Consider the following 21,381-nt stretch of genomic DNA (forward strand, 5'->3'; position numbering starts at 1 on the left):
ACCGGTACGACGGTTCGACGGGGCGATGAGCGACGAGGTCGACGGCGAGGGCCGCGGTGACCGTGCGAGCCGGGGAGAGGACGGTACGGGCGACGACGACGCGACGACGCCCCGGCCGCCCCCGCCGCTCGAAGCGGTGCTCGGTATCGGCACCGACCTCGAACTGCGCGCCACGCTCCAGCACATCGTCGACACCGCCGCCGAGCTGGTCGGCGCGCGGTACGGCGCGCTCGGTGTCCTCGACCCCGAGCGCGGCGGACTCACCGAGCTGTTCACGGCGGGGATGAGCGATGCCGACCGGCAGCGGATCGGACGGCTCCCCGATGGACACACCGGCCTGCTCGGACTCCTCATCGAGGACCCGAGGCCGCTGCGGCTGGACGATCTGACGGCCGACCCCCGGTCCGCCGGAGTACCGCCCGGCCACCCCCGGATGCGTTCCTTCCTGGGCGTACCGCTCCAGCTGGAGACCACGGTCCTCGGCAATCTCTATCTGACCCAGAAGCGGACCGGCTCCTTCACCGAGCAGGACGAGAGCCTGCTGCGCGTCCTCGCCTCCCAGGCGGCGCTCGCGATCGGCAACGCCCGGCTGTACGGGACGGCCCGGCAGCGCGAACGCTGGATCGAGGGGGCGGCGGCCGTCACCACCGCGCTGCTGACCGGCGAGAACGCCACCGACGCGCTGATCACGGTCGCCGAGTCGGCCCGGGTGCTCGCCGACGCGTACGCGGGCGTCGTGCTCCAGCCGACCGACGACGGCGGGATGGAGATCGTCGCCGCGTCCACGATCGGCGATCCGGCGGGCATCGTCGGCACGATCATCGAGCCCGGCTCCCCCGTACTCGTTCAACTCTTCGGCGGCGAGCCGGTGTTCATCGAGGACTCGTCGACCGATCCCCGGATGACCACGCATGTGCGGACGCGCTTCGGGCCGAGCATGATGCTGCCGCTCCAGGCAGGCGGCAAGCTGATCGGCACCCTCGCGCTGCCGCGCCGGCGCGGTGGCCGCCCGTACCGCGCGGTGGACCGGCTGCTCGCCACCCAGTTCGCCTCGCAGGCCGCGCTCGCGCTGGTGCTCGCGGACGCGCAGCACGACCGGGAGCAGCTGGCCGTCTTCGAGGACCGGGACCGGATCGCCCGCGATCTGCACGATCTGGTCGTCCAGCGGCTCTTCGCCACCGAAATGATGCTGGAGTCGACCCGTCGGCGCGCGACCTCGACGGATCTGGACGAGCTGCTCGGCCGGGCCGTGGACGAACTGGACTCCACGATCCAGGAGGTCAGGACCACGATCTTCGCGCTCCAGCAGCCGCCGGCCGAGGGCCCGACGAGTGTGCGCGGCATGGTGCTGCGCGAGACCGGCGGCGCGGCGGCCGTGCTGGGATTCCGGCCGTCCGTGCGCTTCACGGGACCGGTGGACACGCTCGTGGGCGAGCCGGCGGGCCGGAGCCTGCTGGCCGAACTGCGCGGCGCGCTCGCCGCCGCGCACCGGCGCGAGGGGGTGACGGCGATCGCGGTGGAGGTCGACGCGATGGCACCGCTGGCGGACGGACGCACCGGGGTACGGCTGGTCGTGACGGACGACGGTCCCCGCGAGGACGGCGGCCGGGGGACGACGATGACGTGGGAGGCGCCCCGCTGACGTGGCACCCCGCCGACGTCCCCTCCTCCGGCCTGCCGCCCGGAGCGGCGGCGGCTCAGCGCAGCAGATCCCGCAGCGAGGCCGTCAGCCGCGTGGCGAACGCCTCACGGGTCGCGTCCGGCACCGACTCCAGGGACAGATACGGATTGAGGTCCTCCAACTCGACGAGCAGCAGTTCCCCGTCGGGTGCGCGACAGGCGTCCACGCGCTGGATCCCGTGCTCCAGCGCGTTCCACTCGATGAAGCGCCGCGCGAACGCCAGATCCGCGGGCCCGGCGTCGTACGGCGTGAGTTCCCAGCGCCGCTCGGGGTCGGGCGCGTACAGGGCGTACTGGAAGTCGCGGTCGATGAAGTAGAACGAGACCTCGTAGCGGAACGGTATCCGCGGCTGCACCAGGACCCCGCCGAAGGAGACGTCCGCGAGCCCGTCCGCGCCGACGAACTCCATGCCGATCGAGTCCGCGCCCGCCTTCGGCTTGACGACATACGTCCCGGCACGCGGCAGCCGGGCAAGATCCTCGGCGCGGTCCACGGTCGGAATGACCGGGTACCCGGCCCTGCTCAGCTCCACCAGATACTGCTTGCCCGCCATGTCGGCCCGTCCGGTCAGCGGGTTGTAGACCCGGACCCCGGACGCCCGCGCCAGGTCGCGGAAGGCGTCGTACTCCTCCTGGTAGTGCAGTACGGGCCCGCTGTTGCGGACCAGGACCGTGTCGAAGGACCCCATCAGGCGCCCGGCGTCGAGCGGATGGGTCAGCGCCACGGCGAAGTCCCGCCGCAGCCGGGACGACAGCTGTATGTCCTCGTCGCAGTATCTGCGTCCCTTGGCCTCGTAGGCGAGGTCGCTGGCATAGAGGACGCGAGGCGTGGTGGCGGGCACGGTGCTCCCTGGCTGGCCGGATCGGGGTCGGATGCTGAGCGGTGGCGGCCGGGGCAGCCGTACACCTGTGCGGTGCCCGCGAGCGGCATCATACGAGCGCCCCGTCCGCGCCGTGCCCGGTGCGCCCCAGGCCGGTGCGCCGCTTGTGGGTGCGGGCCGCCCAGTGCCATCGTTGCGGCCATGCCGCTCACTCCCGTGCCGGACCATGACTCAATCCTTGAGGAGATAAAGACAGTTCGGCGCGGCGGGATCGTACGGCTGCGCAGGCTTGAGGTGCCCTCACTGGCCCGGATCGCCTACGCGCTCGCCCCCGCGGACGACCGGCGGGCCGAGGTCCCCGCCCGGTCGCAGTCGCAGTCGGTCGAGTGGCTGCTGCGGCTGGCTGTGTCCCGCCTCGGTGGCGGCACCCTCCAGGAGGCCGCCGAATACACCCTGGGTCTGACACCGGGCACCCGGGACTGGCCGGGCGCCGACCGCAGACGGCGCGCGGCCGAGCTGTACGGGGTGAGCATCGAGCGCTTCCGCAAGGAGCAGGAGGCGGTGGTGCTCGACCAGGTCGCCGAGCAGGTGGGCAGTCTGGCGCGGGAGGCCCTCGCCGAGCGTGACGGGCCGGCCGGTGAGGCGCCCCACGACGATCCGGCCGAAGTCTCCGATGTCTCCGATGTCTCCGATGTCTCCGATCCGGCCGATCGGGCCGATCCCGCCGTGAGCGCCCGGACCCACCGGCTCCTCTCCGTCCGGGTGCGGGGCAGGACCGTGCCGGTCACCCTCCATGTCCACCCGGTGGATCTGCTGCGTGACGTCGATGTGGTGGTCTCCCCAGTCAACACGTATCTGGCACTGCCCGAGACGTACAAGTCCTCCGTGGCGGCCTCCCTGCGCCGGGCAGGCGCGCTGCGCGGGCTGACGGGCGAACTGCTCGCCGACCCGATCCACGAGGAACTGCGCGACTGGGCCGACGCCCGGGGCACCTCGGGCCGCCCCGTACTGCCCGGCACGGTGGCCGTCACCGGCTCCGGCGCCCTCGCCGGCCAGGGCGTACGCCGCGTCTACCACGCGGCCGTCGCCGTACCCCGGGCCGGGACCAACGACTACGACGTACTGCCCGCCGATGTCACCCGCGCGGTGGCCCGCGCCCTGGCGCTGCTCGCGGAGGAACACGAGCGGTTCGATCCCCCGCTGCGGTCCGTGTGCTTCCCGCTGCTCGGTTCCGGCCGGGGCGGGCTGCCGTACGAGCAGAGCGTGCGCGCGGTGTGGGCGGCGGTCGACGCGGAGCTGGCGCGCGGCGCGGACTGGGACATCCATCTGATCGCACGAGGGCTGGCCCCCGCCGGTCTCGTGGTCCGGATGCTGGCGGAATACACGGGCGAAGGCACGGAAGAGTCGACGGCGTGAACGGCGGGGCGTGAGGGGCGGGGGCGTGAGCGGGGGCGTGAGTGACGGGAAGAGAAGCCACCACCGGACCCCGCAATCCGCCCCGTTCACGCCCTGTTGGTGACCGGCTCATCTGATGAACTGGCAGCAAGGCCGCTCAGAGACGCGTCGGCGTGCGGCGGACGGATGGCACGGGGGTGCGATGGGAGTCCGCCGCCGGCCCGCCGGGGGAACACCGCGGGCCCTCTGAGCGGCCCGCACCCGCTCCCCCGGAGAGGTCCACGGCCTGCGGCCCACGCCGCCGTACGGGTCCGCCCCGCCGGCGTCGTACGCACCCGACGCCGCGATCACGCCCTCGCCGACGGCGGTGCTGTCGCTGATCACCGGCAACTGCCGGACGACAGGCCCGCCATGAGACGGGACACCGGCGAACGGGCCGGGCCGCGGCCGGCGACATGGCCGAGCGTATGGAGCTCCGTCGGTCCTGCACTCGGATGTGCTGGTCAGCAAGGCACACCCTCGCGGACCGCCCGCCCCGCCACGCCCCGGAAAGTGGCGGCTCGTCAGGGCCACGTCGACGAGGCCGGGGCAGATCGCCTTGATCTGTCCCCGACCACCCGGTCGGCAACCCGGTCGGCCACGCAGTCGACCTCGCGGTTGCCCTTGCGGGGGAACGCGATTCCGACTGCCCGTCAGCTCGCCGCGCCCCCGGCCGGTTCGGACACCGGCGGCCCCGGCGGCAACCGGATCTCACTCAGGGCGGGGAGCAGCGTCTCCTCCTCGTGGTCGAGATGCGCCACCAGCTCCTGCGACAACCGGGCCAGCTCCGCGCGGAAGCGTTCGGGGTCGGCGGTGGTGACGTCGGCGAGCAGAGCGAGCAGGGCGTCCTTGACACGCGCGATCGCACGATGCTCCTCGCCGAGCCGGTCGAGGGCGTCACGCAGCTGCGGCTGACGGTCCGCCAGCGAGGGGAAGATATACGCGTCCTCGCCGGTGTGGTGGAACGTCAGAAACTGGCAGAAGGCCAGACAGTGCGCTCTGAGCTGGAGACCGATGCCCGGCGCCGGTGGTTCACCGGAGCCCTCGTGGGCCGCTCGCGCGGCGAAGTGGGCGTCGGTCTCGGCCCGTATGTGGCGCAGCTGCGCGCGCAGCCAGCCATGGACCTGCACCAGCTTGTCGGCGAGATTGCTGATCTCGCCGGGCACCTCCGCCGCCTCGGCCCCCGAAGGCTCAAGCACCACGACGGGCAGGGTCCTGCTGGTGCCGGTCTGATAGTCGGCGTATCCGGGCGCCACGCTCACGACCCGCTCGAACAGCCGGTCGCGCCGCGCCCCCTCGGCGGGGGCGGCGATCAGTTCGAGCGTCTCGGTGCCGATCTCCACCCCTACCTGGGGATGGGCGAGCAGATTGTGATACCAGGCGGGATGACGCGGCGCGCCTCCCGCGGATCCGACGATCAGCAGCCGCTCGCCGTCGCGGACGAAGCCGAGCGGAACGGTGTGCTCCGCCCCCGACTTGGCGCCGGTGGTGGTGAGCAGGAGGAGCTCGGCGCCCTCGAAGGGGCCGCCGACCTTGCCTCCGTTGGCCCGGAACTCGTCGATGATCGCCTGGTTGAAGGATGCGGGCATACGGTGTCGTCTCTCCAGAGAAGTGTGGGTCCCGCGGTGAACGCGGTGATGGTGGATGGCCGTGATGTGCGCGCGAAACGGCGCATGGCGCGCGGTGGCCGCGAGCGGACCCTCGTCCGGAGAAGAACAGCGATGTCGTACGGCGGTGCCGGGCACCGCGAGGGACAAGGGACGACGCGCGGCGGCGCTGCGTCGGATGCGTCAGGCGCGAAGTGCAGAGTATGAACTCATGGCGTCGTCCCTCGGTGAAGGTGCCTCCATGGCGACCGGCCCGCCCACTTCTCTTCGGCCAGTACCACGCGACACGCGGACCATTACAGTCACCGCGCCCCGGGTCTGTCAACGCGCCTGCCGCGCAGGCCGCGACACGCCCGGGATTCTGACGCTGTGTCGGCCATTGGTGTGGTGCGCCGCTCGTTCGCGCGCGTCCACCGTGTGAGGACTCGATCTTGATCTAATCTCACAACAGGGGCCTCCACGGCGACCGTGGCGACCCCTGCTGTTATGTCCTCGCAGGCCAGAGCACTGATGGCCTCCGCCTCCCTCCGCCAGCTTCCTGATCCTTACGGGTCCTTCCGTCCACTGCATGTCCGCTGCGGGGCCGCTCGTGCCCGTCCTCGAACACGGCAGGCTCGGCGCGTTCAGCCGTCTGCGCAGGTCAAGGTCTGCGAGTGGGAGAGGAGTTGAACTCCGGCGCAGCGGAGTGCCTTACCGGCGTAGCGGGCTCTCGCCCCCTGTACCCGGGGGTGGAGCGGAACGGCTTCTTGCAGGTCAACCGCCATCTCTGAGCGTAGCGCGAGTCGCCCCGTTCACGCTGCCTCCGTGCCGCCGAGGTCAGGGAGCGGCAGTACGTCGGCAACCGCTACCACGGGGGCGGTCTTCTTGGGCGGCTGGACGGCGAGGTCGTATCCACCGCTAGGACCATCCCCGCGGGCGCGGGGGAGCAGTACGTTCAGCCCGCCTACACCGTGCCGGAGCAGGGAGCATCCCCGCGGGCGCGGGGAGCAGGCCACGTACGCCGACGCGGACGGCGGCGGCGCGGGACCATACCCGCGGGCGCGGGGAGCAGTCGTCGCCCTGGTGCCTGCCAAGGTCGTATCCGGGACCATCCCTGCGGGCGCGGGGAGCAGTCCTTTGGCACCGTGGCGCCTTCGCCTTCGGCGGGACCATCCCCGCGGGCGCGGGGAGCAGGACGCCGAGTTCTTCACCCGCGACCTTGCCGAGGGACCATCCCCGCGGGCGCGGTGAGCAGCTGGACACGATCGACCCGGAAGCGCGAAAGCAGGGACCATCCCCGCGGGCGCGGGGAGCAGCGAGGAGGCGCTGGAGGGCGCGGGCTTCGTCGAGGGACCATCCCCGCGGGCGCGGGGAGCAGACTCCGTGACCTGGGATTTTAGCGCAGAGGAAACCGGTTCTGAAGCACTTTCATCGAATTCGACATTTCCCTCAAAAGTGACGTCGGATCGGGTCAGCCTCTTCCGAATCGGCGGCGTTTGGCTGCTTTGCTCCAGCCGGATTGCGGTTCGGCGGTTACCGGGCGGGGGTTGGTGTCCGGGCGTCGGATCAAGGTGATGCCTTCATGGTCGGCGGGATGCCAGGCGTGATCGTGGGTACGGAAGGTGAAGCCCTGTTCGTTGTTGGTGGTATGGGCAAGTAAGGCGCGGCCTTGGCCCGCGTACTGCTCGACCTCCCCCCAGAGGATGTCGCGGATTCTTGCTGAGGGGTTGCCGATGAAAACACCGGCGGAGATTTCCAGGAGCCAGCGGGTGAGGAACCCCCGTAGGCCGGCGGGACAGTTGGTGAGGACGATCACGGTCACCAGATGACCGCCTCGTCGGCGTCTCCGTAGTTGCGTCCTGCGGCTACTTCGTGGCCGCCGTCGCTCTGAAGCGTGACGCGGTCTTCTTCGCCTGCGTCATGCGTGTCCCCCGTGCCCGCGCCGTTCGGCAGCAAGAGGTGCTTGATGTCGTTGACGCAGCGGTTCAGCAGTCCGGTTTTGTTGATGTGGTCGCGCAGGCCTCGGCGGGTGCGGGGGCCGACGTCTTGTTCTGATTCGGCTGCGATATCGAAGGCGAGAGGGATGCCGATCTCGGTTTTGTAGAGGTCGGCGATGTCCAGGACGAAGGAGAGCTCGTGGCCGGAGTGGACGAAGCCAAGGCCGGGGCTGCATCCGAGAGAGGCGACCACAGCGTGGGCGATGCCGTACATGCATTGGGCGGCGGCGGTGATGCCCTGGTTGACGGCGTCGCCGCTGGAGAAGTCTCCCGGGGTGTATTTCCTGCCGCGCCAGGGGACGCTGGTCCGAGCGGCCTGGGCGCGGTAGCAGTCTTTGACACGGTCGCCTTCTCGGCCGAGGAGTTGATGACGGGTGAGTCCGTCCGGGTCTTCGTCGGGGAAGCGCAGCCGGTACATGGCACGGGCGACGGCGAGTCGGCTGCGCATGTTGGCCCATCGAGCGGCCTGGGCCTCGACGAGCGCGGCCGAGCGGCTCAGCGCCCGGCCGCCGGCGTAGTAGCGCACGCCATGTTCCCCCACCCAGGCGACGCAGGCGCCGGTTTCGCCGAGGAGGCTCATTGCCTGGTGGGTGATGCGGGTACCGGGGCCCAGGAGGAGGGTGCCGATGGTGGCGGATGGGATGTGGGTGGTGCCGTCGGCGTCCTCGGCGGTGATCGCGTTGGAGTCCCGGTGGATGGTGCAGCGTTCGAGGTAGATGAAGGAGACGCGTTCACCGGTGCGGGTCAGGTGGCGAGGGGTGAGCGCGGGGCGCTTGCCGACTGTCGTCACCGGCTCACCTCTGCGGCTTCGGGGAGCTCAGGACCGGGGCAAGAGTCATCAGTCCGCAGCCGTACGCCTTGGCACGGCCCAGCCCCTGGGCGAGCGTGCGGCGCAGTGCGTCGGCGTCGGTGACTTCGAGGCGTCCGTCGAAGGTGACCGTCACGACTTTCACCCGGTGAGCTGGTGACCTGTCTTCGCGGGATTTGGCGAAGGACAGGGCTCGCTCGTCGCGGACGGTCAGTTCGTACCGGTCTCCGTGGTGTTCATACTTCTTGTCGGTGGTGCCGCCGGTCAGCAGCCGCTTGTCCTGCGGCTTCTCGACGACGCGGAATCCGGCGCGTTGCTGACGGACGGGATCGAGGAGCCAGCCCTTCTGGTGGACGGGCGTGAGGTGTGCCGTGCGTTTGGTCGGTTCGCCGTCCTTGCGCCGGATGTGGTGGACGGGGTTGGCGGTGAGCCGGAACTCCCAGAGGCCGCCGGTGGTGAGGCGGTCGAGGAAGGGGGCGTACGGGCGGCTCTGCCAGCCAGGAGTCTCCGGACTGGCGGCTGCGGCAGGCCAGCCGGCCTGTTCGACGAGGTGGGTCAGGTCCGGTGTGCCGGGGCTCACGATGTAGAGGAAGACCTCGGCCTTGGCGTTGTGGTCGAGACGCCACAGCACCCGGGGGCCGCCGGTGTTCGTGCCGGTCGGGAGCAGGGCGGGAAACGACGCCATGACGGCCGCGTGCAGCGACTGGGGTGAGGAGAGCAGGCGACGGGCTCCGGGGCGCGCGGTGTTCACGCGGAAGCGGGTCAGATACATCAGGGGTTTTCTTCCTCCAGGGCGTCGAACGGTTCGTGTCGTCGTACCGGGCGGGCTGTGGCCGGCACACGGGCCGCCACGGCGCGGGGGTTCGATACGTCCACGCTGGTGCTGACCACGGAGCGCAGCGCGTGCCGCCGGTGCTCGGCGGCGAAGCTGAGGGGCTGGTCACGCTGCTCGTCCCCGTGCTGCTCGTCGGGGGCGGCTTCCCTCAGGACGACCAAGGGCACGGTGGGATCGGTGCGGCGGAGCTTCTGGTACCAGGGGGCGGCCTGCCAGGGCTCGTCGCGCAGCGTCTGCTGAAGGCAGGCGTCACGGATGCCGAGCTCCAGCGGGAGAGCCGGCGGGCAGGAGCGGCGGCCGAGGAAGAGCGGGTGGGCCGGGGTGCGCAGGGCTTCGTGCAGTTCGTTCAGGAGAGTGAGGTCTCCTTCTACGGCGGCGACGAAGACGGCGTCGGCGAGGTAGAAGCGTTCGGACAGTGGCATGGATTTGCCGGTGTCGGCATGGTGGGCGGTCTGGAAGTCCCTTAGGCGCGTGCCTGGCTGGTCGATACGGACGCCGAAGCGCAGGGCGGCCAGCCGGGCCAGGCCGGTGTCGTCACCGCGGTCGAGGCCCAGGGCGGCGGCGAGCATGCCGATGACGCCGCTCTTGGTGGGGGCAGACTCGGTGGTGCGGCGGACGAAGCGGGCCGATGCCCCCCAGGCCTGCAGGGGGCCGGCCAGCCGGAGCAGCAGCACGCTCATGCGGGCTTGTCCAGGCGCTCCGCGACGGCCTGGCCGACCGACTGGACCAGGTCGCTCAGGCGCTGCGTCTCGGTGCCGAGGCCGGAGAGCTTCTCGGTGTTCGGTCCAACCCGCAGTACCCAGGAGAGGGTGGACTCCTCGTCGCCGTAGGCACGCTCCATGTCCGGGATGTACTCGGCAAGTCGGGCCACGGCCTCGCGCAGGTGACCGCTCTCACCGGTGACGGGGTCCTCGAACGCGGCGACGAAGCTGATGGGCCGCGTGGTGCGCAGTTTCACCACCACGGCGTCGGGGAGGGTGTGATGCCCGAACGTGTTGATCTTGCCGGTCGGCAGGGATTCGAGAAAGCTCCGTACGAATGCCTCGACCGCGCGCCGCACCGGCGCCGTGCGCGGTTCTTCCTCGCGCAGTCCCTCTCCCAGATTCTTGGCGAGCTGGTGGACGCCGAGTGCCGCGTAGCGGTAGAGGGTGGCTGAGTTGAAGTCGACGGTGCCGATCATTCCGGCTCCCGACTCCGCGTCGGTGTTCTCGTCGTCCACGGCGGTGTAGTAGTCGGACTCGTTGTCGACGCGGTGCACGCTGATGGCATGGGCGACCTGAACAGCAGCGTCGACGTTGAAGTCGGCGGAGTCGGCGACCATGCGGCCGAACAGCGCGATGTCGACGGAGTGCCGGGTGTCGGCGACCTCCCGGGCGCGCGCCTTGTTGTCCTTGTCCTTCAGGTAGACCTTGATGTCGTCGGCGCCCTCGATGGCCAGCGCGGCGAGACCGTCGAGCTGCCTGGCGCTGAGGAACATCAGGTACTTGGACTCCGGTGCCGGCTCGTCCGCGCCGTCCTTGGCGGCGTCGGCTTTCCGCTTGGGCACCTCGATCTTGGAGCCGGTGGCTCCGTGGATCACTTCGGCCGCGAGCCGGAGGGCTTCGGCCCCGTTCAATGCGGGGTCCATGGCAGTGATGCGGGCGGCGAGGACTTCGGCGACCTTCTTTGTCCGTACGCCCAGCTCGCTCGGGTCGAGGAGGTTCTCGTCGCTGAAGTAGGTACGGGTGGCTCGCTTCCATGCCTGGCTGGACACGCGGGCGCGGGGCACACCTCCGTACACGGCGGACTTCGGGGCTCCCGTGTCGTCTCGGTTGAGATTGCTGGGCGGCACGGTCTGAAGCGCGTGCACGTCGAGGAAGATGCGGTTCACGAGGCGTCCTTGTCCGTGAGGTCGGTGGTGTCGTGGTCGGATGAGGCCGGGGCAACGGCGCCGTTGTCCTGGGGCGCGCGGTAGGAGTGGAACGACCGTCCCCAGGCACGGCGTACGGCGTCGCGGCCGGCGGGCTCCTGCCAGCGGTAGAGCTGCTCGGCCAGGAGGGCGTAGTCGAGGGGGATGTCGGCGCCCCGCAGCAGCACGACGATGTCCCGCAGACGCTGGGCCAGAGCAGGCAGGTCGGGTGCGTTGCCGGCACGCACCAAACGCTTGCGAACGGGCTCCGTAATCTCGCCGGACGGCATCAGCCGGCGCACGGCGGCGCCGAGTCCCCCAGGTGCGTACCGGCGATCGGGCCGGTGCATGGCCGTGCCGCGTGACTGCTGGTGCAGCGCCCACAGCGTCAGCACCACGTGCACGGCGTCCTCGGCGCGGGTCAGTTCGTCCTCGCTCAGCGGCCGCCCGCCGTCCTTCGGCTGGTCGTGGAGAGCTCCGGTGTCAATCAGCCCCCACAGGTCCGGCACCTGGGAGAACTCCTTGCCCGCTCCGCGGCGCAGCCGGGCCAGCGCCGCCACCGCGTAGGACTGGTCGACCAGGTAGTCCCGTTGCAGCGGGTGGATGATCTCGCCGGTGAGCTGTCCGACGCGCTGGGTGCTGGTGGGCACGGTGACGGTGGTCATGCAGGCACCTTCGGAGAGGAGTCGGAGGGGAACGGATCGCTGAGGGCCTTGCCGAGGCGGAAGCGGAACCTTGTGTCAGCGAGGGCCGAGTTGAGCCACTCGGATCCCTTCTTCGTCGCCACAACCCGGCCCTCCCACGCGGAGTCGCCCGCCTCGCTCATGAGCCGGTCACCGAGCCGCCGCACATGCCGGTACGCATCCTGCTGCCAGTGGGTGCGGTGCGCTCCGGGGTCCTCGGCCGCGGTCAGGTCCCGCAGCCAGGTGCGGTAGGGGCCGTCCAGGGTGGCGAAGCCCAGGTCACGGGCGGCCGAGCGACGCCCTTCGGTCTCGCTGCCCGCCGCGCGGGCGAGATCCGTGGCGAGATCACCGAGGGCGGTGACCGCGCTCTCCGCATCGGACACCGCATCGATGGCCTGCCGGGCATACGCGCGGTCATGCTGGTGCAGCAGGACCACGCCCATGGCAAGGCGATCGTCGACCACGTCGTCGATCACGGACTGCTGGGTGCCGTAGACCGCGCCGATGACGCGCGCCCGGATGAGGAAACCGCGCGGCAGCTCGCCTTCCGTCACCAGCCTGGCAATCCATTCGAGGATGCCCGGCCGCAGTGCCTTGGCGGCTTCGGCGCCCTGTCCCGCCTCGGCCCGTCCTACGACGAGGGCTTCAAGTCCGCGCCAGGCCGAGCGCGCCGGATCATGCTCACGCGGCAGGTAGACGAGCGGCTCGCCGCGTTTCTTCTCCTGGGCGCGGCTCCTGCGCCACGCGGTCATCGGCTCGTCGGTGTGCATGTTGTGCGGAGCCAGCGGATCGCCGTAGCCGAGAACGACGCCGTGCACACCGTCCGCGTCGAAGTGCAGACGCAGCCGGCGGCTCTGCCAGGTGTACAGGTCACGCACGCCCGACGGCCGCTGCCGGCCCGCCGGGCCGGGTCCGCACGGCTCATGCCGCCAGGCCGGACGGTCGTCGTCGCAGAACCGCGCACCGCTGGTGTCGGCGGCGACCAGGTTGAGCAGCAGAGTCTGGCGCAGCGTCTCGCCCTCGGTGAAGACACCGCCAAGAGTGCCGGCCCAGCCGACCCCGAGCGGATACACCCTGCCGCCCTTGACCCGCTCGTCGCCGTCGATCCCGGTTTTGATGCCGGAGGTGTCGTAGGCATGCGCGTGCACGACCCAGCGGGCCGCCTCGGCGAAGCCGAGGCTGCCGACGGCCGGCATCCGGGAGCTGAAGAACGGCTCACCGTTGGGCACGTCGGCCACGATCCGGTTGAGGGAAAAGACCTCGTCGCGCGCGGTACGTAACGACGCCACCTGGAAGAACGGCGTGTGCGGGTGCAGCAGGTCGAACCGTTCACGGTGCTCGTCAAGATAGCCCGCCAGCGGCCCGAAGCAGTCCTGGTCGGCCCACAGCCGCGCCCAGTGCTCGGTGTCGCTCGGGCCCTCCAGCGCGTCGTGAGCCAACGCGAGAAGCAGACGGGTGAGGGCGAACTCCTGTGTGGGCAGGTCTCCCACGACACGGCGCACCTCGCCTGCCCGCGCGAAGACGTCACGAAGCGACAGCTCGCCCTGGGTTCCGTCCCTCCACAGCACGGGGATCCACGGGCGGGACGTCAGGTCGAACGACAACGTGCCGCCCCCCGTGGATCGTTCGCCGGAGTCAGTCACCAGTCACCTCAAGGCCGTCGGTCTCGCTGTAGCGGAGTGAGAAGCCTGCCAGCCGGGTCTGACAGTCGGCGTCGAGCGCCAGAATGAGCTGGCCGGCCAGCCAATGGCTGTCCTTCACCTGCCAAGCCGGTAGGTAGAGTTCCTCAAGTTCGGCGATAGCACGGTCCATGACCTCCGCGTGCGAGAACTGGATGGGCAGCCTCAGCCCGCAGCCGGCCGCGGCCCGCGCCGCAGCCGGCGCCGGAGGCCGGTCCTGGGGCAGCTCCAGCCCGCCCCGGCCCCCGCCGAGCCAGGGCACAGTGGCCAGCGACTTGTCGGCGCGCCGCTGCACGACGACCACCTCCAGGCTCTCCTTGCTGTCGCGGACCTGTGCCCGTCCGGCCCGGGTGTCGTCCGCGTCGCCCGCGCCCGCCGCGATCCAGCCGATAAGCGGCCGACCGGGCCGGCCCACCGCGTCGAGACGGAACACCTCCGCCCGTCCGGCCTGGTCCGCGCGATGCCTCTCGTGACGCTCCCGTGCCGCGGCCATCGCCCCGGACCATTCCTCGGGGCCAACCGGCGCGTCCGCGTATGCGCCCTGGACCAAGATGCTGATGTCGTCGGGCAGCCGCACGGGACGCTTCGGTCCGTCCAGGTGCGGCAGCAGGACAGCGGCGGAACTCAGCAGCGCGTATGCCCCATACACAGCGACCGATCCCCTGACCGGCGCAGGCACCTCCCCGCTCCAGTCAACGCCAGTGACCAGGCAGCGTGCCGTACGCAGCCGCGCGGGGCGCTCCGCCTGGCCCGCGCCCCGCCAGTGGCGGTGCAGGCGCCCCATCCGCTGAAGCATCAGGTCGACCGGGCACAGGTCAGTGACAAGCAGGTCGAAGTCGACATCAAGGGACTGCTCAGCAACCTGGCTGGCGACCACGATGTGCGGCCCGACCGGGCGCCGGCCATCCGCCTTTTCCGGCGGCCCGAACCGTTCGAGCAGGTCCGCGTCCTTCGCCGCGCGGTCCACGTCGATGAAACACGAGTGGGCGACAGTCACGGCCTCGTGACCGAAGCGTTCACGCAGCACGCGGGCCGTCTCCAGGACCCGCCGGACGGTATTACGAACGACCAGGGCGCAGCCACCGCCATCGAGTTCGACCGCAAGGCGGTCCGCCAGGACCATCTGGCCGTCGTCGAGCCGTTCCAGACGGACCTCCCCGCCCCGGGACGACGCCCCGGGACCTTCCACAACCGGGGCCTGACCGGGCGTCACGGTGGTCAGCAGCGGATACGTGACGGACTGGTCCACCGAGTCGAAGCCGGCGGCGTCGCCGCCCGCACCGGCGTAAGCCTGCGCGAGCTGCCGGCGCCGGGCCGCGGGAAGCGTCGCGGACAGCACCACCACCGGCACCCGGTAGGCACCCAGCCACGACAGGACCCGGTCCAGGTAGACGCTCATGTAGGTGTCGTAAGCGTGCGCCTCGTCGATCACGACGACCTTGCCCGCGACCGCGAGGTGACGCAGCGCCAGGTGACGGCTCTTCAGCCCGGCGAACAGCAGCTGGTCCACGGTGCCGGCCACGAACGACGACAACATCGCCTTCTTCCGCCCGCGCAGCCAGGCATGGGCGATCAGCTCGGCCGGAGCAGACCGCCTCTCGTCCGACGGCCGCCACCGCTCCGCCTCGGCGTCCACGTCGACAGCGGCGATCTTCTGCCGGCCGGCGCGCAGCAAATCAGCGAACTCGTCGTTGAGAGCCGCCTTGGAGTGCGCGAGCAGAACCGAGCGCCTGGCGCCCTCCTGAGCCGGTAACCGGTCCAGCCAGTCCAGCAGACGCGGAAACATCGCGTTGCCGGTGGCCATGGTGGGCAGCGCGAAGAACACCCCGCCCGCACCCGAGCGGGCAGCGAAGATCTCGGCGACAGCGAGCGCGGCCTCCGTCTTCCCCTCCCCCATCGGCGCCTCGATGATCATGAGACCGGGTACCGGCATCGCACGCGCCAGCCGGACCGCGGCCTCCTGCACCGGCCTGACCTTCGCCCCCGGCGGCAGATGGAAACGCAAGGCGAACAGTTCCTGCGCGTCCCCGACCGGCTCCTCGGCCCGCCACGGCGACGGCAGCCGCAGCCCACGCCAGGCCGCCGCCACCCGCTCCTCACCACCGCGGGTCTCCTGCGGAAAATACGGGAACAGATCCGGGTTACTGGCGATCCAGTCGGCGACGATCACCACGGCCGTGAGCAGTACCTGCACCGGCTGTGGCAACACGGCCGTCCGCCACGCGCCGAGCCGCGCCCCCACCCGGTACTCCTCGGCGCACGCGTCGAGCAACTCCTCCTGCACCCGCCGCCACAGTTTCCCGCTCGGCCCCGGCGTACGCAGCAGATACGGCCGGTCGTACACATCGTTCAGCTGACCATGCTCCGGCGGCACCCCGTGGTGGCCACCCGGAACGACAGCGAACTGCCCGGACTGCCTTGCCGTCCAGCCGTGTCGCTCCTCCAACCACTCCCCCAACAGCACCTGCCCGGCCAGACCGTGCGGAGCAATCCTGCGGTCCTCCCCGAACTGGCGCCGGGTCTTCATCTCCAGACCCTCCGCCCGCATACGGTCGGCGAGCTGGTCGACCTGACAGGCGAAAGCCGGCGTCGCCTTCCCGATGTCGTGCACAGCAGCCAGCCACACGCACAGCAGCCGGGCATCCCGCGCCCCGCCGGGCAACGCCTTGGCGATCAGAGCCCGCACGTTCTCGGGCAGCCAGTTGTCCCACAGCAGCCCGGCCACCGCCGCACTGTCCGCCATATGCCGCCACAGCGGTAGCCACCCCTCGGTGTCCCGATCGTGCTTGGCCCACACAGACCGCACGGGTCCCACGAGCCGGCCCCCAAGCCCCTCACGAGGCTCCTCCATCTCAACCGTCATGGCAGATGAATACAGGCAAACCACCCACCAAGACGGCCATATACGAAAAAACTCCGTACACAACACCGCCCCGGATAAAATCCCCGCGGTGGTTCAGGGCAACCCCTACCATCTGGCGTTGCCCTAACCCGACGGGCCGCCGCACACAAGCACAGAGACCCACACAATGCCCCTATACACCTTTTGCCGGAATTGATGAAACTGCCCGGAAACCGCGCCCGCCGTGAGTAACGCAGCAGGTCATGGAGTCTGCTCCCCGCACCCGCGGGGATGGTCCCGACCGGGCCGGACGCCCGTATCGGCCGGAACACTGCTCCCCGCACCCGCGAGGATGGTCCCGAAATGCACGCCGCCCTCGAGTCTCTACCAACTAAAAAGTTCAGATCACGGGCTCCGTCTCGTTAGAGACGACCGCCGATGACTGATCGTCGTGTCACCTCAGATCTCCGGGCCCGATGTCAGGGACAGGGTCCCAAGCTCCCAAAGCGGTGGCCGCAACGATGAATTCACCCGGCTCCCCGGACCAGAATCAGACGCTTCTGTGGCTACTCCTGGCTGCAGTACTCGGCCTGATCTTCACCGGGCTTACGTACGTGACCTATCTGCACCCCTCACTGGCGGTACCTCTGACCGTGGCCACCAGCGGGACGGTGGCCGTACTGACTGCCCTCGGCTTCGCACTGTCCTGCGGGTAGGGCGAGCTCGACGCAGGCCAGCCGTGACAGGGCAGGGCACGGAGAGAGGTGACCGACGGGTGCGACGCAACCGAGCCGACGGCGCGCAACTCCGTCTGCATGGCATTGACACCCGGGAGACCCAGGACCGCCCACCCTGCGGTCTCGAACTTCACCAGCCGCCACCGTTCGCCAAGAATGCGGCAGAAGAGCTGGGACCGCTTTGACTACGCCCGTCGACCGGCGGCTGATACACCACCCCCAGGTGCTCGCCACCGGGCCACGGACGGCAGCAGGAACAGTTGAGTCTCCGTCGCACCTGCAGGGAGGAGCGCACGCCTCTCCGCCAACGCACGCCGTTCACCATGCATCGACGGCTACCGAGGCCAAGGCAAGACGGACTCCAAGAATGATTTGACAGCTTTTGAGCATCTCTGCCGACAACAGCGTTGTCTTCTCGGCTCTTCCGGGGGAAGCGGATCCAGCCCTCGGGGCCCTCGCTCCGTCAGAACCCGGAATCGGAAACAGGTGGGGAGCATGCTCAGCTGCTGGTGGCCTGCTCCCATGCTTCGCGGATCTCGGCGGTGATACGGCCGCGGTCTGCCACTTCGTACCCGTTGGCGCGTGCCCATTCCCGGATGGTGTTGCTGTCGACGGGTGGTCTGGTCGGGGCCTGTGCGGGTGTCCAGAGGGTGGGTTGCGAGGGGGCGAAACGTGTCGCCTGCTCAAGGAGGCCCTTGGGGAACTGAGGGACGGCCGTCTCTCCGCTCAAGACTGAGGTGAGGAACTCGGTGAGCGTGCCGTCGAAGGTGAACCAGCGTGGCCCACGCGCTTCGTTCACGGCGATACGCCAGGTGTCAGGGGCACCTTGCGGGTCGGTGATCCAGAAGAGGTATTCGCCGTTGTCGGTGCCGCCGATGGCGAACAGGTGCTGCGGGTCGTACGGGACGGGGTGTGTGCCGCGGTCGTAGTCCGTTTGGAGCTGCACGCGGATCCTGGCGGGCATGGGGCCGGTGAGGTCGACCCATTCGGTGGCGCCATGGGGCTGGTAGATGTGGATGTAGCCGGAGAAGGCCCCGGGACCGTAGGTGGCCGCGAGCTGCTTGTAGTCCTCGGGGAGTCGCATGCCGAGGCCGGCCTCGACCCCGTTCCAGTCGATGGCGGGGGGTGGGTTCTGAGGGGGTGGGCAGAGCTGGGTGAGTGCGGCGATGGCGGTCACGGGGGCTCCTCGGAGGCGGCGCTGTTGCTGTGCGGCGTGGTCGGGGTTTTCGAACTGCTCGTCAAGATGGAAGCCGCCGCTTCCGTGGGCCGCCATCTGAATCCACTTCGGGAAGGAATCCTTCTTGTTATAGGTGACGGTCTCTCCGTCCACCGCGACGGCGTTGCAGATCGACTGCTCCAGGTCCCTCATATGTGGGCTGTTTGTAGGGTTTTGCATGCGGCCGTGAAGTGGATACGGGATCACTGCACCACCAACGACCTGGAACTGGCACGGGTGGAGAACTTCAACGACCGCTACCCGGAGGAGCAGCGGTCGGACTTCTCGCTCACGCGCTTCACGGTCGGCCGCTCAGACTCCCCGGACGTGGACGGCTGGGCGCTGCCCACAGGCCTGCCGCCCGCGGCCTCCCAGGCCGCCCGCCGGGCTCCCGGGACGCCGAGTTCTGAACACCCGTCGGAAGACTGCGTCAGGGCGCTCCTGTCCACTGAATCGTCCCCGCGTCCACTGCGTGTCCACTGGATCTTGGTCTGAACGAATGAACGGGGGTCGCCACTCTGGAGTGGCGACCCCCGTTCACCCGTTTCCCCAGTGTAGAAACGGTTCTCCTGGGAGATGCATGCGTGGGGCGGGTGGGACTCGAACCCACGGCCGACGGATTATGAGTCCGCTGCTCTAACCGGCTGAGCTACCGCCCCTAACGGCGTGTCGCGCACATTTGTGCGCGCCCGTCTGCCGCAGCATAGCCGCTCATACGATCTCCTGCCTCGGATGGTCGGCATCCTCTGACCATGAGGACTTCGCCATGCGCCGTCCGGTTCCACGAACCGCGGAGTAGATCCGTAAGAGGTACCCAAAAGGGGCGGGACGCCCGGTCGGCGGAGTACCGGGGAGTGAGAACGGGCACACGAAAAAGGACCCCGAAGGGCCCTCCTCGCACTGCCGCTCCCCCGGCTGGACTCGAACCAGCAACCCTCCGGTTAACAGCCGAATGCTCTGCCAATTGAGCTACAGGGGATCGCGCTCCCCCGACTGGACTCGAACCAGTAACCTGCCGGTTAACAGCCGGCTGCTCTGCCAATTGAGCTACAGGGGATTGCTGCGTCTGCACCGAACGTACCTACCCCGGTCCTCCCGGGCGGCGCGCGTTCGCTGCGACACATACATTAGCGCAAGCAGGGGGGTGCTTTGCCAATCGGTATCGACCCGGGGCACGCCGGGTGATCCCGGGCCCCGGCGGGGTAGGCGCAGAGCACAGACCCATGGTCCGACGCTGACGCTGGGGACTCCGACGCCGAGAGGGAAGGGTGGCAGCCATGCGGTACCGCCTCACATTCATCGCGGGACTGGCTTGCGGATATGTCCTGGGGACCCGCGCCGGCCGGGAGCGTTACGAGGAGCTCAAGAAATCGGCCCGCCAGGTGTCGCAGAACCCGGCGGTGCGCAACGCGGCCGAGTCCGCCGCGCAGACCGGCCGCGAGCTCGCGGGCAAGGCGTACCACTCGGTGAACGGCATGGTCGGCGACAAGCTCCCCGACTCCGTCGCCCAGCGTGTCCGCTCCTTGCGCGAGCGCAGTCAGAACGGCCAGGACGACTGGGGTACGAGCAATACCTGACCCGGATCAGGACACCCGGGGCGTCCCGGCAGCGCTACTGGCGTGGCGCGTGCGGCAGAATCGGGTGTCATGGGAATAGTCGCCGGGTTGGACAGTTCGTCCGGGTTCACACGTGTCGTCGTCTGCGACGCGGACACAGGTGCCGTGCTGCGGCAGGGGTACGCGGCCCATCCGGTCGAGCCCAAAGCCACCGAGGTCGATCCGCAGGCCTGGCTGCTCTCCCTCGGCGAGGCCGCGTCGGGCGGGCTGCTGGAGGGCGTGCAGGCCATCGGGGTGGCGGCGCAGCAGCACGGCCTGGTGGCGCTGGACCAGCAGGGGAACCCCGTACGGCCCGCGCTGGTCGGCAATGACAAGCGCGCGCAGGTCGCCGCCGCCGATCTGGTCGACGCGCTGGGCGGGCGGCACGCCTGGGCCGAGGCCGTCGGGTCCGTACCGCAGTCGGGTCAGCTCGTGGCCAAGCTGCGCTGGCTGGCGCGAACCGAGCCCGAGGCGGCGCGGCGCACCGCGCTGGTGCTCCAGCCGCACGACTGGCTGGTCTGGCAGCTGCTGGGGCGTCCGGCGCGCAGGACGACCGACCGGGGCGGGGCCTCCGGGACCGGGTACTGGTCCGCGCGTACCGGGGCGTACCGGCCGGATCTGGTGGAGCTGGCGCTCGGCCACCAGGCCGCGCTGCCCGAGGTCCTCGGCCCCGCGGACACCGCAGGGACCACCCCCGAGGGGCTGCTGATCTCGGCGGGGACCGGCGAGACGATGGCCGCCGCGTTCGGGCTCGGTGTCGCGGTCGGGGACGCCGTGGTGTCGCTGGGGGCGTCCGGATCGGTGATGGCGGTCCACCACGAGGCGGCGGCCGACCCGTCCGGAATGATCACTTCCTTCGCGGACGCCACCGGAATGCATCTGCCCGTCGTGCACACGCTGAACGCCGTCAGGGCGCTGCGCGGTACGGCGGAGCTGTTGGGCACGGCGGAGCTGGCCGAGCTGTCCGAGCTGGCGCTCAGCTCCACGCCGGGCTCCTCGGGGCTGGTGTTCCTGCCGTATCTGGAGGGCGAGCGGACCCCGCGGCTGCCGCACACGGCGGGCACGCTGACCGGGCTGCGGCGCGAGTCGATGAAGCCGGAGCATCTGGCGCGGGCCGCGTTCGAGGGGATGCTCTGCTCGCTCGCCGACGCCATGGACGTGCTGCGCGGGCGGGGGGTGGAGGTGCGGCGGGTGTTCCTGCTGGGCGCCGCCGCCGAGCTGCCCGCCGTACAGGCCCTGGCTCCGGCGATCTTCGGGGCGCAGGTGGTCGTACCGCAGCCCGCCGACTACACCGCGATCGGCGCGGCGCGACAGGCCGCCTGGGCGCTCGGTGTCTCGCAGGGGTCGCTCTCCCCGCACAACCCGCCGGCCTGGCAGGGCGCGGCGGCCCAGGTGTTCGAGCCGGGTGAGGACGCGGCCGTGGGCACGGCGGTGCGGCAGCAGTACACGGCGACGCGGGAGCAGATCCACCCCGGGGCCTTCGGGCACGGCGGCTGAGCGGACCGGGCCGACGGTGCGGGCCGGCTCAGCGGGGCGGCCCGCGGGGCGGGCCGATGGACGTGGGGCGCGCCCGGGAGTGC

17 protein-coding genes, 3 tRNA genes and 1 CRISPR repeat array are annotated in these 21,381 nt (G+C 70.4%); of the genes, 6 read left to right on the forward strand and 14 right to left on the reverse strand.

Going from position 1 to position 21,381, the window contains the following annotated elements; genetic code table 11:
• Positions 1 to 25 precede the first annotated feature (25 nt).
• Positions 26 to 1,642, forward strand: coding sequence for a GAF domain-containing sensor histidine kinase (locus ABTZ59_RS00805; RefSeq protein ID WP_351387437.1), 1,617 nt, complete (start codon positions 26 to 28; stop codon positions 1,640 to 1,642).
• Between the two features lie 55 nt (positions 1,643 to 1,697).
• Here ABTZ59_RS00805 and ABTZ59_RS00810 read toward each other — a convergent pair whose 3' ends face one another.
• Complete coding sequence (locus ABTZ59_RS00810) at positions 1,698 to 2,522, reverse strand: ATP-grasp domain-containing protein (protein ID WP_351387442.1); 825 nt, start codon at positions 2,520 to 2,522, stop codon at positions 1,698 to 1,700.
• 180 nt (positions 2,523 to 2,702) lie between these two features.
• On the opposite strand from ABTZ59_RS00810, the gene ABTZ59_RS00815 reads away from it, so the two are divergent.
• The gene (locus tag ABTZ59_RS00815; RefSeq protein ID WP_351387452.1) at positions 2,703 to 3,917 is read left to right on the forward strand and encodes a macro domain-containing protein; all 1,215 of its coding nucleotides are present in this window, start codon (positions 2,703 to 2,705) and stop codon (positions 3,915 to 3,917) included.
• Between the two features lie 671 nt (positions 3,918 to 4,588).
• Here the strand turns inward: ABTZ59_RS00815 and ABTZ59_RS00820 are convergent.
• From ABTZ59_RS00820 to cas3, 9 genes are all read right to left on the reverse strand, one after another.
• A complete protein-coding gene (locus ABTZ59_RS00820; protein WP_351387461.1) occupies positions 4,589 to 5,524 on the reverse strand; it encodes a nitroreductase/quinone reductase family protein in 936 nt (311 codons plus the stop codon).
• Positions 5,525 to 6,502: 978 nt separating this feature from the next.
• Positions 6,503 to 6,899: direct repeats of the CRISPR family, unit length 30 nt; unit sequence AGGGACCATCCCCGCGGGCGCGGGGAGCAG.
• 93 nt (positions 6,900 to 6,992) lie between these two features.
• Positions 6,993 to 7,343 (reverse strand): type I-E CRISPR-associated endoribonuclease Cas2e, encoded by a 351-nt coding sequence (gene cas2e / locus ABTZ59_RS00825; protein ID WP_351387467.1) that lies wholly within the window; start codon positions 7,341 to 7,343, stop codon positions 6,993 to 6,995.
• Positions 7,340 to 8,308 carry a type I-E CRISPR-associated endonuclease Cas1e gene (gene cas1e / locus ABTZ59_RS00830; RefSeq protein ID WP_351387474.1) on the reverse strand — a complete coding sequence of 323 codons (969 nt, stop codon included), beginning with the start codon at positions 8,306 to 8,308 and terminating at the stop codon, positions 7,340 to 7,342. The genes cas2e and cas1e overlap by 4 nt, the downstream gene beginning before the upstream one ends.
• Positions 8,309 to 8,312: 4 nt before the next feature.
• Positions 8,313 to 9,098: a type I-E CRISPR-associated protein Cas6/Cse3/CasE gene (cas6e, locus tag ABTZ59_RS00835; protein ID WP_351387478.1), complete on the reverse strand. Its 786-nt coding sequence runs from the start codon at positions 9,096 to 9,098 to the stop codon at positions 8,313 to 8,315.
• Positions 9,098 to 9,841 carry a type I-E CRISPR-associated protein Cas5/CasD gene (gene cas5e / locus ABTZ59_RS00840; protein WP_030352540.1) on the reverse strand — a complete coding sequence of 248 codons (744 nt, stop codon included), beginning with the start codon at positions 9,839 to 9,841 and terminating at the stop codon, positions 9,098 to 9,100. Before cas5e ends, cas6e begins: the two co-directional genes overlap by 1 nt.
• Positions 9,838 to 11,031: a type I-E CRISPR-associated protein Cas7/Cse4/CasC gene (gene cas7e / locus ABTZ59_RS00845; RefSeq protein ID WP_351387485.1), complete on the reverse strand. Its 1,194-nt coding sequence runs from the start codon at positions 11,029 to 11,031 to the stop codon at positions 9,838 to 9,840. The genes cas5e and cas7e overlap by 4 nt, the downstream gene beginning before the upstream one ends.
• Complete coding sequence (casB, locus tag ABTZ59_RS00850) at positions 11,028 to 11,714, reverse strand: type I-E CRISPR-associated protein Cse2/CasB (protein WP_351387492.1); 687 nt, start codon at positions 11,712 to 11,714, stop codon at positions 11,028 to 11,030. Before casB ends, cas7e begins: the two co-directional genes overlap by 4 nt.
• On the reverse strand, positions 11,711 to 13,375 hold the full coding sequence (casA, locus tag ABTZ59_RS00855; RefSeq protein ID WP_351387497.1) for a type I-E CRISPR-associated protein Cse1/CasA: 1,665 nt from the start codon (positions 13,373 to 13,375) through the stop codon (positions 11,711 to 11,713). The genes casB and casA overlap by 4 nt, the downstream gene beginning before the upstream one ends.
• Entirely contained in the window at positions 13,368 to 16,217 is a 2,850-nt protein-coding gene (gene cas3 / locus ABTZ59_RS00860) for a CRISPR-associated helicase Cas3' (protein ID WP_503001686.1), read from the reverse strand. The genes casA and cas3 overlap by 8 nt, the downstream gene beginning before the upstream one ends.
• Positions 16,218 to 16,774: 557 nt before the next feature.
• Between cas3 and ABTZ59_RS00865 the strand changes: the two genes are divergently transcribed.
• Positions 16,775 to 16,969: a hypothetical protein gene (locus ABTZ59_RS00865; protein ID WP_351387501.1), complete on the forward strand. Its 195-nt coding sequence runs from the start codon at positions 16,775 to 16,777 to the stop codon at positions 16,967 to 16,969.
• Between the two features lie 520 nt (positions 16,970 to 17,489).
• Here ABTZ59_RS00865 and ABTZ59_RS00870 read toward each other — a convergent pair.
• On the reverse strand, positions 17,490 to 18,359 hold the full coding sequence (locus ABTZ59_RS00870; RefSeq protein ID WP_351387507.1) for an Lsr2 family DNA-binding protein: 870 nt from the start codon (positions 18,357 to 18,359) through the stop codon (positions 17,490 to 17,492).
• Positions 18,360 to 18,392: 33 nt separating this feature from the next.
• On the opposite strand from ABTZ59_RS00870, the gene ABTZ59_RS00875 reads away from it, so the two are divergent.
• Positions 18,393 to 18,701 carry a hypothetical protein gene (locus ABTZ59_RS00875; RefSeq protein ID WP_351387510.1) on the forward strand — a complete coding sequence of 103 codons (309 nt, stop codon included), beginning with the start codon at positions 18,393 to 18,395 and terminating at the stop codon, positions 18,699 to 18,701.
• Between the two features lie 90 nt (positions 18,702 to 18,791).
• Here the strand turns inward: ABTZ59_RS00875 and ABTZ59_RS00880 are convergent.
• The 3 genes from ABTZ59_RS00880 to ABTZ59_RS00890 all read right to left on the reverse strand — a co-directional run bounded on the left by ABTZ59_RS00880 (position 18,792) and on the right by ABTZ59_RS00890 (position 19,263).
• Positions 18,792 to 18,865: transfer RNA gene (locus tag ABTZ59_RS00880), tRNA-Ile, on the reverse strand.
• 247 nt (positions 18,866 to 19,112) lie between these two features.
• A tRNA-Asn gene (locus ABTZ59_RS00885) sits at positions 19,113 to 19,185 on the reverse strand.
• Positions 19,186 to 19,190: 5 nt separating this feature from the next.
• Positions 19,191 to 19,263 (reverse strand) — tRNA-Asn (locus ABTZ59_RS00890).
• Positions 19,264 to 19,483: 220 nt separating this feature from the next.
• Here ABTZ59_RS00890 and ABTZ59_RS00895 point away from each other — a divergent pair.
• Together ABTZ59_RS00895 and ABTZ59_RS00900 are read left to right on the forward strand one after the other, a co-directional pair.
• On the forward strand, positions 19,484 to 19,783 hold the full coding sequence (locus tag ABTZ59_RS00895; RefSeq protein WP_351387513.1) for a YtxH domain-containing protein: 300 nt from the start codon (positions 19,484 to 19,486) through the stop codon (positions 19,781 to 19,783).
• Between the two features lie 69 nt (positions 19,784 to 19,852).
• Complete coding sequence (locus tag ABTZ59_RS00900; protein ID WP_351387518.1) at positions 19,853 to 21,298, forward strand: FGGY family carbohydrate kinase; 1,446 nt, start codon at positions 19,853 to 19,855, stop codon at positions 21,296 to 21,298.
• The last annotated feature ends 83 nt before the right edge of the window (positions 21,299 to 21,381 follow it).

This window comes from Streptomyces sp. NPDC094034, assembly GCF_040303865.1.
Taxonomy (GTDB): domain Bacteria; phylum Actinomycetota; class Actinomycetes; order Streptomycetales; family Streptomycetaceae; genus Streptomyces.